The organism is Pseudomonas sp. GW821-FHT07E12 (genome assembly GCF_058986605.1).
Genome location: NZ_JBYSVX010000003.1, coordinates 159,088 through 171,974, shown reverse-complemented (window position 1 = coordinate 171,974; position 12,887 = coordinate 159,088). Strand labels below are relative to the sequence as shown.

Here is a 12,887-nt window from a genome sequence, read left to right as displayed (position 1 = left end):
CCCATGGCGCAAACCCAGCCCGTTGAAGTCCTGCTGCGCCCAGCGGTGGAGCTATATACCGTGGCGGTTTGCGCCGGCGCCGCGTTTCTGTCCCTGGTGGCCCCGTGGTCGCTCGCGCTGAGCCCAGCCATGGGCATCGGCAGCTCGCTGGCTTTCTTGACCTTCGGCGCCATCCGCCTGCGTCAGGCCCACGCGATCCTTCGCTATCGCCGCAACATCCGGCGTCTGCCACGCTATGTCATGACCAGTCGGGACGTGCCGGTCAGCCAGCAACGATTGTTCATCGGCAAAGGTTTCCTCTGGGAGCAAAAGCACACGCACCGGCTGATGCAAACCTATCGCCCAGAGTTCCGGCGCCATGTTGAGCCCACCCCGGCCTACGTGATGGCCCGGCGCATGGAGGAGCGCCTGGAGTTCGCCCCGTTCCCGCTCTCGCACCTGGCCAAGCTCACCAGTTGGGATATTCCCCTCAATCCGGTGCGCCCGTTGCCCCCGGTCGGCGGACTGCCCCGCCTGCATGGTATTGAGCCCGATGAGGTCGACGTCAGCTTGCCGCTCGGTGAGCGTGTCGGGCACTCACTGGTACTGGGCACCACGCGCGTCGGCAAGACGCGACTGGCCGAGCTGTTCATCACCCAGGACATCCGGCGCAAGAACGCCGCCGGAGAGCATGAGGTGGTCATCGTGTTCGACCCGAAAGGCGATGCCGACCTGCTCAAACGCATGTACGTGGAAGCCAAGCGCGCCGGGCGCGAGGGCGAGTTCTACATCTTCCACCTGGGCTGGCCCGAGATCAGCGCTCGTTACAACGCGGTGGGTCGTTTCGGACGTATTTCCGAGGTCGCCACCAGAATCGCAGGGCAGCTCTCTGGCGAAGGCAACAGTGCGGCCTTCAGGGAGTTTGCCTGGCGCTTCGTCAACATCATCGCGAGGGCACTCATCGAGTTGGGTCAGCGACCGGACTACCTGTTGATCCAACGTCACGTCATCAACATCGATGCCCTTTTCATCGAATACGCCCAGCACTACTTCGCCAAGCACGAGCCCAAGGCCTGGGAGGTCATCGTCCAGCTCGAGGCCCGACTGAACGACAAGAACATCCCGCGCAACATGATCGGGCGCGAGAAGCGCGTTGTCGCCCTGGAACAGTACCTGAGCCAGGTGCGCAACTACGATCCCGTGCTGGATGGCCTGCGCAGCGCAGTGCGCTACGACAAGACCTATTTCGACAAGATCGTCGCCTCGCTGCTGCCACTGCTGGAAAAGCTGACCAGCGGCAAGATCGCTCAACTGCTGGCACCCAACTACTCCGATCTGGACGACCCGCGGCCGATCTTCGATTGGATGCAGATCATCCGCAAGCGCGCCATCGTCTATGTCGGCCTGGATGCGCTGTCGGATGCAGAGGTTTCTGCGGCGGTTGGCAATTCGATGTTCTCTGACATGGTCTCGGTGGCCGGCCACATCTACAAGTTTGGCATCGACGACGGTTTGCCTGACGCAAATCCGGGCGCAAAGGTGCCGATCAACGTCCATGCCGACGAATTCAACGAACTGATGGGAGACGAGTTCATTCCGATGGTCAACAAGGGCGGTGGTGCAGGCATCCAGGTCACCGCCTACACCCAGACGCTCAGCGACATCGAGGCACGCATTGGCAACCGGGCCAAGGCCGGCCAGGTCGTCGGCAACTTCAACAACCTGTTCATGCTGCGCGTGCGTGAGACCGCCACGGCCGAGTTGCTGACACGGCAATTGCCGAAGGTAGAGGTCTATTCCACGACCATCGTCAGCGGCGCCACCGATAGCTCAGACATCCGTGGCGCCACCGACTTCACTTCGAACACCCAGGATCGCATCAGCATGTCCAGCGTGCCGATGATCGAGCCGTCGCAGGTGGTCGGACTTCCCAAGGGTCAGTGCTTTGCGCTGCTGCAAGGAGGCAACCTGTGGAAGATCCGCATGCCGCTGCCGGCACCCGATCCCGATGAGGTCATGCCCAATGATCTGCAGCAACTGGCCGGCTACATGCGGCAGAGCTACAGCGACGCCGCCCAGTGGTGGGAGAACACCGGATCACCCGGGCTGCAGGAGCAGGGCCTGCCCGAGGATCTGATTGACGACCGTGTCGCACCCGAAGCTGCAACCACCGAGCCGCCGCCATGAGCGATGCGCCCAGCACCGCCAAACGCCAGGAGGCCCGCCGCGAAGGCCTGCTTGTCGGCCTGATCACCACCCCGTTCCGCCTGTTGGGCGTGCTGGTTGGCTCCCTGCTGATCTCGATCTTGATCGAGTGCGGGGGCATGCACTTCTTCTGGAAGGATCAGGGCTGGCGTCATTCCCAAGCCATGCTGCAGTATGAGCTGACGCACCTATCGGGACACTTCACGCGCAGCGTCGTCGTGCAAGAGCCCGGGCGTACTGCCCATGAGCTTGTGGACACAGGCTACCGCTGGATTTTCGTCAAGACCGGCCTGCTGGCGCGCATGGAGCAGACGGCCGACCGCGCCCGGGCCCCCAGTCAGGGCACCACACGCGATTTCCGCTACTTCATCAGCCAGGCCTATGTGTGGGCGGAGAGCTACTTGATCGCCGCTGCCTTCACGACGCTCACGTTCCTGGTGCGTCTGCTCGTGCTGGTGTTGACCCTGCCGCTGTTCATGATGGCGGCGTTCGTTGGATTCGTGGATGGACTGGTGCGCCGCGACGTGCGCAAGTTCGGCGCGGGCCGGGAGTCCGGCTTCATCTACCACCGCGCGAAAGCATCTCTCATGCCGCTGGCAATCCTGCCGTGGGTGATCTACCTGGCGCTACCAATATCGATTCACCCGCTAGTCATTTTGCTCCCGAGTGCAGCGCTGCTGGGGCTGGCCACGAACCTCACCGCAGGAAGCTTCAAGAAGTATCTCTGAGCGCGACACGCAGCGTCGCCCGCCGCCCTCCCGTAGCATCTCTGCGCGAGCCGAACCCGATCCCGCACCACCTGGATCTTCTGCGACAGACAGCCTCCTTCCATCTATCCGGGCGCTACCCAGTTCCCATTGTTTGCTGCCCAGGAACGCCCGCCTCGCCACGATCACGCCATTGCCGATCTCACGAGGACATTGCGCGATGGTGCTGCCAATCCGTCTCCGCGCTGCGCACTGCGGCGCGCCCCTTCTGTTGATGGGCCTCCTGATGGCTGGCCTGCCTCTGACCGCCAGCGCCGACACACCGGCGCAGCGCCAGGACATTGCCGGCGGTGCACGTCAGCTTGACTCGCTGGAACGCCTGGTCGCCCACAGCGCGGCCAACGCGTCGGCCACGCCAGGCGAGCGCTACCACTTCGACTACGCCCGGCTACGCGCCGACCTGGCCCGTGTGCGGGCTGGTCTGCAGGACTACCTCACCCCCCCGCGCGCACAGCCCAGAGACCCCGCCGAGCTTGCCGGTCAGTACCGCACCGAGCAAGCCGCCGACCAACCGCACGATGCCGAGACCAAGCCGTGAATGGCGCCCAGCTCTCGGCTTTTCAGGCCAATAGCGGCTTCACGCCCGCTGTGATGGCCACCGTGCTCGTGGGCGCGGTGTTCGCCTTGCTGCTGCTCTGGGGTGCCTGGGCAATCCGCACAGCCTATGTGGGCTGGGCGGAGAACCGAATCAACCAGCGCCAGTTCCTGGGCGTCGTCGTGCGTTTTCTTGCCCTGTACGTCGTGTTGACGTTTTTCCTTCTCTCCTGACTTCGAAAGGACCAACCATGAAGACCCGCATCTCTCCCACCCAACTTGTCCGCCGCTCGACGCTGGCCCTTGCCACACTGGCACTGCCTGCCGTTTCGTTCGCCCAGGGCCTTCCCTCGCTGGAGGACCCATCGCGCGGTACCGGCAACGGCATCATGGAGACCATCCGCAACTACGGCTACGACATCGTGCTGCTGGTGGCGCTGCTCGTGGTCGCCTCCATGTTCATCGGGGTCTGCTACCACGCCTACGGCACGTACGCCGAAATCCACACCGGCCGCAAGACCTGGGGACAGTTTGGCCTCACGGTGGCCATCGGCGCCGTGCTGCTCGTGATCGGCATCTGGCTGCTCACCGAAGCCACCGGCATCCTGTAAGGAGGCTTGGTCATGTCCGAGCATCAGCATGTCCGGGCGGACGGCACGGTGTCATTCCTGCCGCACCGGCTCAACCATCACCCGGTGGTGGTGCGCGGCCTGACCGCGGACGAACTGTGGATCTGCTGCGGCCTCTCCGGGGCCGCCGGCCTGGTGATCGGCGCGCCGCTGTCATGGGTGTTTTCGACCATCGCGCTGGCACCGACTTTCATCGTCGCCGGCGTGGCATTCGGTGTGTTCATTGGTGGCGGCATCCTGCGCCGCCAAAAGCGCGGCCGCCCCGACACTTGGCTGTACCGCCATCTGCAATGGTGGTTGACGACGCATCACCCCATCGTCTCGGACAGGATTGGCGGGCGCGGGCTGATCACGCGCTCCGGCTACTGGTCAGCACGGAGGGCGGCGCGATGAGCCGGTTCAAGAACGAGGTCGCGCACCTTCAGGCGCACATCAAGACCTTGCGCCGGGGCGTTGCCGCCCTGTTGCTGCTTGCGCTGGTGATGGGCGGCGGATGGTGGAGCGCACCGCGCGACCTCACCATCCATGTCCCACCGGACCTGCGCTCGGGCAGTACGCGCAAGTGGTGGGAGGTGCCGCCGGAATCGGTGTACGCCTTCACCTTCTATGTGTTCCAGCAGCTCAACCGCTGGCCCACCAACGGGGAGGACGACTATGCGCGCAATTTGTACGCGCTCTCGCCGTACTTCACACCCGCGTGCAAGGCCTTCCTGCAAGCCGACTACGACTATCGCCGCAACGCGGGCGAATTGCGCCAACGCGTGCGCGGAATCTATGAAATTCCGGGCCGCGGCTACGGCGACAACCCCGCGGCTCGCGTACGGGTGGTATCGGACCGCGATTGGGTGGTGACCTTGGACATCAGTGCGGACGAGTACTACAGCTCCGAGCAAGTCAAACGCGCCTTGGTGCGCTACCCGATCAAGGTCGTGCGGGCCGATGTGGATCCCGCACGGAATCCGTTCGGGCTGGCGCTCGATTGCTATGACGGCACGCCACAGCGCATTGCCGCACCCGAGACACCACCCCAGCCGCCCGCCCGCGGCGGCCTGGGCTCCCAAGGAGAAACGCCATGAAGAAACGAGTCGCCCTTTGGCTGGGTGCAGCCATGGCCGTCGCGATCACGCCCCTGGCTCACGCGGTGGAGATTCTGCGCTGGGAACGTCTGCCCCTGGTTGTTCCCCTGGTCGTCGGCCAGGAGCGGATCGTGTTCATTGACCGCAATGTGCGCGTCGGCGTACCGGCCAATGTGGGCGAGCGCCTGCGCATCCAGAGCGCGGGAGGCGCGGTGTACTTGCGCGCCAGCGAGCCCATCGAGCCGACACGCCTGCAACTGCAAGATGCCGACACCGGCACCCTGATCCTGCTCGACATCGCGGCCGAGCCTGCACGTGAAGGCGCACCTCTGCTGGAACCGGTACGCATCGTCGATGGCGCCAACGCTGCGACGCGCTATGGCACGCAGACGGCCGGGATCGGCAATGCCGAAGCCGACGGTAAGACCCAAGCCGCCCAGAGCAAGCGCGAGACTCCGATTGCCGTCGTGCTGACACGCTACGCGGCGCAGAATCTCTACGCGCCGTTGCGCACGGTCGAATCCGCCCCGGGCGTCATGCGCGTCAACCTGCGGCGCAACCTGGTGCTCGACACGCTGCTGCCGACCCTGCCAGTCAAAGTCACCGCGCTTGCTGCCTGGCGCCTGGAGGACCACTGGGTCACGGCGGTCCGCGTGACCAACACCAGCAGCGGCTGGATCGACCTGGATCCACGCACGTTGCAGGGCGACATCCTGACAGCGACTTTCCAACACCCCGCCCTGGGGCCACAAGGCCGGCCGGAAGACACCACGGTGGTGTACCTGGTGACGCGTCGCCATGGCTTGCCACAGTCCCTGCTTCCGGCCATCCAGCGCTTCGATCCGGCGGTGAACCTGCCCCAGCCAGCCAGCCCCACCCAAGGAGACGACCATGCGCAGTAACGGTCTACTCAAGTGGTTGATGATTCCGGTGGCCCTGGTCGTGCTGTTCTTCGGCATCCGGCTGTTCTCCAATGGTGGGAGCAAGGCACCCGTTGGCGCCGACGCCAGCGCCCAGCTCACACCGGATGAAATGAAGGCGCTGGGCATCCAGGGCGACACGCCACGCGACACGGTGGCCACCCTCGTCGCCCAGGTAAAGCAACTGCGTACCGAGCTGCAGACCGCCACCACGGACAACAAGACGCAGCGCGAAGAGAACCAACGCCTGCGTCAGCGGGAAACGGCGATCGACCAGCGCATCGGCACCGCCCTGGAGTCCGAGCGCGCCACTCTGCGCCGCGACCAAGAGCAGATCGCCAGCGAACGCCAGCAGACCGAAGGTCTACTGCAAGACCTGCAGCGTCGCCTGGAGAGCATCGGCAGCCGCGGCAATGGCCACGCCGACCTGCCGGTGGGCCTGGGCCTGACTGACGGGGATGGGGACGGAATGGCGAGCGCGCCCGGCGGCGTACGCTGGGTGGAACCTGACGATGCCAAGCAGACCGATGGCCGGGGCCGCAGCAACGGCAGCTCGCTCAGCTTCCCCACCAGTTTCGGTCCTGCCCAACGCACACTGGAAGCTACTGCCGACACGGTCGCCAATGCCGGCGCCAAGGCCGCAGGAGTCAGCAAGGCCAAGGCGGTCTACACCGTGCCAACCAACTCGACGCTGATGGGCTCGGTGGCGATGACGGCACTGATCGGCCGCGTTCCCATCGATGGCACCGTGAACGACCCGTACCCATTCAAAGTGCTCGTCGGGCCGGACAACCTGACCGCCAACGGCATTGACATTCCGGATGTGGCCGGAGCCGTGTTCAGCGGTACCGCAGCCGGTGATTGGACGCTCTCGTGCGTTCGCGGCCAGGTGCGCAGCATCACCTTTGTCTTCAACGACGGCACGATCCGCACCATCCCCGAAGACCGCGACGGCAACCAGCAGAACAGCGATCAGCAGGACGGCCTCGGCTGGATCAGCGACCCGCACGGCATTCCCTGCGTCAGTGGCGAGCGCCGCAGCAATGCCCAGCAGTACCTGGGCACCCAGGCTCTGATCACGGCCGCCGGCGCTGGCGCTGCCTCGCTGATCGAATCCGACAGCGGTCGGGCGTCCTACGTCGGCGCCGATGGCTCGATCGGTACCGTCGGCATCACCGGTCAGGAAGCCGTGGGCCGGATCCTGGCTGGCGGTGTCCAGGAAATGTCGAGCTGGGTCAACAAGCTCTACGGGCAGGCCTTTGCTGCGGTGTACGTGCAGCCGGGCGCCAAGGTTGCCATCCACCTGGAGAAGCCGCTCGCCATCGACTACGACCCCGAAGGCCGCAAGGTCGACCACCGTGCAGGAGAAGCCCATCATGCGCTCGAACTGGACTAAGCCCCTCGTGCTGGCACTCGTGGTGGGCACACTCACCGGCTGCGCCACCAACAAGGAAGACTTGCTCACCCATGGTGGACGGACCATGCAGGACATCTGGCAGCAGGAAGGTGGCGATGGTGGTACGGGCCAGGTGTCCCGGCGCCAGTTGCTCGATGCACGCCAGACGCTGCGCCGGCCGCTGCTCGAAGCGGACATCGCCGCGGCGCCGGCCGAGCAGGCCCGCTATACCCGCACGGCGGCAAACGAGATCTACCGCCAGTTCCACCGGCTGCCGAACCCTGACCTGGTGATGTACGTGTTCCCGCATCTGGCGGGCACGGATCCGGTGCCTGTGCCGGGCTACACGACGGTGTTTCCCCTGTACCAGCGCATCCAGTACGCCATGCCTGGCGAGCGTGTGGAGGACTATTGATGGCCTGGACGCTACCGTGGCGCCGCCGCAAACTGCCCGGCGCCTCACCCACCGAGCAAGCACAGCCCGATGGCTGGCAGCGTCATGTGCAGGCGCTGCGTGATGCCGGTGTGCGGATGCCCGGAGAAGCCGTTCAGAGGCTGCGCGCCGCGACGACGGCCGATGAGCAGGCCCTCTACGACGTAGCACCGTCGTTCGTCTCACTGCTGCCGTGGGTGGAATTCCTGCCCGAATCCCAGTGCATGCTGCTCGAAGACGGCCAATCGGTGGCTGCGTTCTTCGAGCTGACGCCCTTGGGCACCGAGGGCCGTGAGGCAGTCTGGCTCGCTCAGGCGCGCGACGCGCTGGAGAACGCGCTGCAGGACAGCTTCGACGAGCTCGACGAGAACCCCTGGGTCGTCCAGCTCTATGCCCAGGATGAAGCAAGCTTCGACCACTACCTGGATGCGCTGCGCCGCTACATCCAGCCGCGTGCGCAGGGCTCCCGCTTCAGCGATTTCTACCTGAAGTTCTTCGCTCACCATCTGCGCGCCGTCGCCAAGCCAGGTGGCCTGTTCGAGGACACCGTGGTAACGCGCCTGCGTTGGCGCGGCCAGAGCCGGCGCGTACGCATGGTGGTGTACCGCCGCGCGATGGGCCAAAGCAGTCGGCGCGGCCAGACGCCGGAACAGGCCCTCAACACCGTGTGCGATCGCCTGGCCGGTGGACTGAGCAACGCCGGCATCCAGGCGCGCCGGTTGGGTGCACCTGCAATCCATGGCTGGCTGCTGCGCTGGTTCAACCCCCATCCCACAACGCTGGGCTCTGAAGCGCGGGACCGCGAGCGCTTCTACCAGCTGGCAGCGTACCCCGAGACCGTCGAGATCGACGAAATCGAGCTGGCCAGCGGCACAGATTTCAGCCAGCGCCTGTTCTTCGGCCAGCCGCGCTCGGACGTCGAACAGGGGTTGTGGTATTTCGACGGCATGCCACATCGGGTCATGGTGACCGACCGGCTGCGCACGCCGCCGGTCACCGGCCACCTCACCGGGGAGACGCGCAAGGGCGATGCGATCAACACCCTGTTCGACCAGATGCCGGAAGACACCACGCTGTGCCTGACCCTGGTCGCCACGCCGCAGGACGTGCTCGAAGCCCACCTCAACCATCTCGCCAAGAAGGCCGTGGGCGAGACCCTCGCATCGGAACAGACGCTCAAGGATGTGCACGAGGCCCGCTCGCTGATCGGCAGTTCCCACAAGCTCTACCGCGGCACGCTGTCGTTCTACCTGCGCGGGCGTGATGAAGCCGAGCTCGACAGGCGCGGCCTGCAGCTCGCCACTGTCATGCTCAATGCCGGCCTGCAGCCGGTGCGCGAAGAAGACGAAGTTGCGCCGCTCAACAGCTACCTGCGCTGGTTGCCCTGCCTCTACAACCCCGGCGCGGACCGCAGGCAGTGGTACACCCAACTGATGTTCGCCCAGCACGCGGCCAACCTGTCGCCGGTTTGGGGCCGCAGCCAGGGCACGGGGCACCCGGGCATTACGTTCTTCAACCGTGGCGGCGGCGTGATCACCTTCGACCCCTTCAACCGCCTGGACCGGCAGATGAATGCGCATCTGTTCCTGTTCGGCCCGACCGGATCGGGCAAGTCCGCGACCCTGAACAACATCCTGAATCAGGTCGCCGCGATCTACCGCCCGCGCATGTTCATCGTCGAGGCAGGCAACTCCTTCGGCCTGTTTGGCGACTTCGCCAAGCGCCTCGGGCTCACGGTCAACCGGGTCAAGCTCGCGCCGGGCGCCGGGGTAAGCCTTGCGCCTTTCGCGGACGCCCGACGCCTGATCGAGACGCCCAGCGACGTGCAGACCCTCGACGCTGACGCGCTGGACGAGGAGCAACCGCCAGCGGTCGAAGCCAATGAGGCCGACGAGCAGCGCGACGTGCTCGGCGAGTTGGAGATCACCGCCCGCCTGATGATCACCGGCGGCGAGGACAAGGAAGAAGCGCGCATGACACGCGCAGACCGCTCGCTGATCCGCCAGTGCATTCTCGAGGCCGCGCAGCGCTGTGTCGCCAACAACCGCACCGTGCTGACCCGCGACGTGCGCGATGCCTTGCGCGAGCGCGGCCGCGACACGACCCTACCCGAGACGCGGCGCTCCCGGCTGCTCGAAATGGCCGACGCCATGGACATGTTCTGCCAGGGCACCGACGGCGAGATGTTCGACCGGCCGGGTACGCCCTGGCCGGAGGCCGACGTCACGATCGTGGACCTGGCCACCTATGCCCGCGAGGGCTACAACGCCCAGCTGTCCATCGCCTACATCTCGTTGATCAGCACAGTCAACAACATTGCAGAGCGTGACCAGTTCCTGGGCCGGCCCATCGTCAATGTGACCGATGAGGGTCACATCATCACCAAGAACCCGCTGCTGTCGCCCTACGTGGTCAAGATCACCAAGATGTGGCGCAAGCTGGGCGCCTGGTTCTGGCTCGCCACACAGAACGTGGACGACCTGCCCAAGTCCGCCGAGCCAATGCTCAACATGATCGAGTGGTGGATCTGCCTGTCGATGCCGCCGGATGAGGTCGAGAAGATCGCGCGCTTTCGTGAGTTGAACCCTGCGCAGAAGGCGCTGATGCTCTCGGCGCGCAAGGAGGCCGGCAAGTTCAGCGAGGGCGTGATCCTCTCCAAGTCGATGGAAGTACTGTTCCGCGCGGTCCCGCCCAGCCTCTATCTGGCATTGGCACAGACGGAGCCTGAAGAGAAAGCTGAGCGCTTCCAGCTCATGCAGCAGCACGGTATAGGCGAACTTGAAGCGGCTTTCAAGGTCGCCGAAAAGATTGATCGTGCCCGCGGCATCGACCCGCTGCCATACGACGACGTGTTCGCCGGGGAACCATCATGACCACCACACCGAAGCCCGTTCTCAAGAAGTCCCGGCGCGCTTGGTGGCTTGCTGCGGGCGGCGCAGCGCTTGCTGCATTGGTGTGGGGTTTCTTCGCATCGCATCAACCTGCAGATCCTGTCGCTGTCGAGCAGCCTGGTATTGAGCATGCGGCCGGCCCACCCTGGCGCTACGGCCTAGCTTCAGCGCGCTTCACGATCGTTGTCTACGCCGATCTGGAATGCCCGTTCTGCCAGTCCTACACCCCGGTGCTGCGAACGTGGGTCGATGGGCACCGTGACGTCAATCTGCAGTGGCATCACCTTCCGCTCGCGATGCATGAGCCTGCTGCCAGCGAAGAGGCACGCTGGGTGGAGTGCGTGGGCGAGACGTTCGGGCATGCTCGCTTCTGGGAGGCTATCGCCTGGATGTATCAACACACGCGCGGCGGCGGCCAGGGGCTGCCGCCCGGCACGGCGTATCCAGACGACGCGGCGGTGCAAGCCTGTTTGGACAGCGAACGTCCCGGGCTGGCGGTTCGCCAGCAGGCGGATCAGGCGCGCAAAGATGGCCTCAATGCCACCCCCTCGATTCGCCTGATCGATCAGGCTACTGATCGCTCCATGGTATTGACTGGACCTGTTGTGGGTGATGCCTTGCTGTCGGCCCTGGACTACCTCGCCTCCGAGCAATCTAATGAAGCTCAGGCAACTCCGATGCCCGCAGAGGCGCTCAATGCAGATGCCAAGTAGCGTGCGTTCCCATAGCCTGAGTTGGCACTCTCTCCAGGGTGCGATCATCGACGGAAGGTATTCCAAGGAAAGCGCCCATTTCCCGATCTGGCCGGCTCGGGCTGGGCGGACCGCATCAACTGGCATCTAGCGCAGCAACGCCATGCCTTGATGCGGAAACTTGCCTGCCCCTAGCTGCTACGCATCGCCTCATCCTAAGCCCCTTGGTGATTCCAGCAGCCTGCGCTCTGACTGTCGAAAAACTCTACTGGTACCACGCCCAGAGCTCCTTGAACGATCGGCAGAACCCGGTTGCAATAGATCTGGTCAGCGCCGTGCACCGAAACTGCGACGCGGCGAATGCCCGTACCTCGCATGCGCTGCAGCAGATGGAGGTCCTGCTCTCCCAACCCCCATCCGTAGATGACGAGCGTCTCGCGCTCCGAGCCCAGCACTTCCCTGTAAACCGTGGAGAGGTAGTAGCTGTTCTGGATTGAACTCACTTTTTGCTGCCAGGTTCCCTCGCTCACGAACAGAGGCACTACCTCTTCGCTGCGCCAACGCGTCAGGATGGCCTCCAGCAGCCCGGCATCGGCGTTGTGGATCTTGCGCTCCTGCTCGACGCGATTGCGGCACAGCACCAGGCTGCCATGCGGATAGAAAACCAATGTGGTCGATCGCTGACGCCGAATCGGCGTTCTCAGTCTTCGCCAATCGTCCTGAAACAACCCGCCCGCGCCGAAGCAGTCCTTGATGGCGTGCTCCTCGTCATGGTCGTAACCATGCATCAAGGCCCAATAGACGATGAGGTCGTAGTTCAGCGAGGCAACCGTATCGAAGTGTTTGAGGAATCGGTAGATCGCCGGCAAGTGCCCACTGACCTGGTCGAACTCGGGATGGATGTCCTGGACACTCTGGATGAGACAGTCTCGAACCCTCAGGTATGCCTCATGCGTTCGTTGGTCCGGGATCTGCAGTGATTGATTGACGTTCGATGCCTGCCACACGATGCGCAGGATCAGCTCGAAGTCCGTCGTTCCGAAGAACGCGAACAGTCGCTCGACGTCCGGGGCAATTAGCTCGTTGGCTCGCGCATGCTCCAGCAGCGAGCCATAGGAAAAGCTGGGGCTGACCGCAATGCTGGCGCCATTGCCCAGTATGGCGGTGCCTCGGTAGTTCGGGGCGATGGCCTCCCACGGCTGAATCACGTAGGGCATAGGTTCTGTCTCTCCAAAGTTTGTCTTTCATCACCTTACCGCAGCCCTAGCTGGGGAATGGCCGCTCTGATCGCATCCGCCCGGAAAATGCGGGTGCGGGTCGGTACGCATTCTTCGTGGCTCTTGGCGGCCCCTTGCGTTGCACTAC

Annotated in this window: 13 protein-coding genes; 12 read left to right on the top strand and 1 reads right to left on the bottom strand. The window is 64.6% G+C overall.

Annotated elements, in window-relative coordinates; genetic code table 11:
- Positions 1-3: 3 nt before the first annotated feature.
- The 12 genes from traD to AC3WJE_RS03540 all read left to right on the top strand — a co-directional run bounded on the left by traD (position 4) and on the right by AC3WJE_RS03540 (position 11,543).
- Positions 4-2,166, top strand: a complete 2,163-nt coding sequence (gene traD / locus AC3WJE_RS03595; RefSeq protein WP_493729402.1) for a type IV conjugative transfer system coupling protein TraD — start codon at positions 4-6, stop codon at positions 2,164-2,166.
- On the top strand, positions 2,163-2,912 hold the full coding sequence (locus AC3WJE_RS03590) for a TIGR03747 family integrating conjugative element membrane protein (RefSeq protein ID WP_493729401.1): 750 nt from the start codon (positions 2,163-2,165) through the stop codon (positions 2,910-2,912). The genes traD and AC3WJE_RS03590 overlap by 4 nt, the downstream gene beginning before the upstream one ends.
- A gap of 199 nt (positions 2,913-3,111) precedes the next feature.
- Positions 3,112-3,489, top strand: a complete 378-nt coding sequence (locus tag AC3WJE_RS03585; RefSeq protein WP_493729400.1) for an integrative conjugative element protein, RAQPRD family — start codon at positions 3,112-3,114, stop codon at positions 3,487-3,489.
- On the top strand, positions 3,486-3,719 hold the full coding sequence (locus AC3WJE_RS03580) for a TIGR03758 family integrating conjugative element protein (protein WP_493729399.1): 234 nt from the start codon (positions 3,486-3,488) through the stop codon (positions 3,717-3,719). Before AC3WJE_RS03585 ends, AC3WJE_RS03580 begins: the two co-directional genes overlap by 4 nt.
- A gap of 17 nt (positions 3,720-3,736) precedes the next feature.
- Entirely contained in the window at positions 3,737-4,096 is a 360-nt protein-coding gene (locus AC3WJE_RS03575; RefSeq protein ID WP_225231460.1) for a TIGR03745 family integrating conjugative element membrane protein, read from the top strand.
- A gap of 12 nt (positions 4,097-4,108) precedes the next feature.
- The gene (locus AC3WJE_RS03570; RefSeq protein ID WP_493729398.1) at positions 4,109-4,507 is read left to right on the top strand and encodes a TIGR03750 family conjugal transfer protein; all 399 of its coding nucleotides are present in this window, start codon (positions 4,109-4,111) and stop codon (positions 4,505-4,507) included.
- Positions 4,504-5,190 carry a PFL_4703 family integrating conjugative element protein gene (locus AC3WJE_RS03565; protein WP_493729397.1) on the top strand — a complete coding sequence of 229 codons (687 nt, stop codon included), beginning with the start codon at positions 4,504-4,506 and terminating at the stop codon, positions 5,188-5,190. Before AC3WJE_RS03570 ends, AC3WJE_RS03565 begins: the two co-directional genes overlap by 4 nt.
- The gene (locus AC3WJE_RS03560; protein ID WP_493729396.1) at positions 5,187-6,092 is read left to right on the top strand and encodes a TIGR03749 family integrating conjugative element protein; all 906 of its coding nucleotides are present in this window, start codon (positions 5,187-5,189) and stop codon (positions 6,090-6,092) included. The genes AC3WJE_RS03565 and AC3WJE_RS03560 overlap by 4 nt, the downstream gene beginning before the upstream one ends.
- Entirely contained in the window at positions 6,082-7,506 is a 1,425-nt protein-coding gene (locus AC3WJE_RS03555) for a TIGR03752 family integrating conjugative element protein (protein WP_493729395.1), read from the top strand. Before AC3WJE_RS03560 ends, AC3WJE_RS03555 begins: the two co-directional genes overlap by 11 nt.
- Positions 7,487-7,921: a TIGR03751 family conjugal transfer lipoprotein gene (locus tag AC3WJE_RS03550; RefSeq protein ID WP_493729394.1), complete on the top strand. Its 435-nt coding sequence runs from the start codon at positions 7,487-7,489 to the stop codon at positions 7,919-7,921. Before AC3WJE_RS03555 ends, AC3WJE_RS03550 begins: the two co-directional genes overlap by 20 nt.
- A complete protein-coding gene (locus tag AC3WJE_RS03545; protein ID WP_493729393.1) occupies positions 7,921-10,812 on the top strand; it encodes a conjugative transfer ATPase in 2,892 nt (963 codons plus the stop codon). Before AC3WJE_RS03550 ends, AC3WJE_RS03545 begins: the two co-directional genes overlap by 1 nt.
- Positions 10,809-11,543, top strand: coding sequence for a DsbA family protein (locus tag AC3WJE_RS03540; protein WP_493729392.1), 735 nt, complete (start codon positions 10,809-10,811; stop codon positions 11,541-11,543). The genes AC3WJE_RS03545 and AC3WJE_RS03540 overlap by 4 nt, the downstream gene beginning before the upstream one ends.
- 194 nt (positions 11,544-11,737) lie before the next feature.
- On the opposite strand, the gene AC3WJE_RS03535 is transcribed toward AC3WJE_RS03540, so the two are convergent.
- Positions 11,738-12,739, bottom strand: coding sequence for a DUF4917 family protein (locus tag AC3WJE_RS03535; RefSeq protein WP_066267412.1), 1,002 nt, complete (start codon positions 12,737-12,739; stop codon positions 11,738-11,740).
- Between the last annotated feature and the right edge of the window lie 148 nt (positions 12,740-12,887).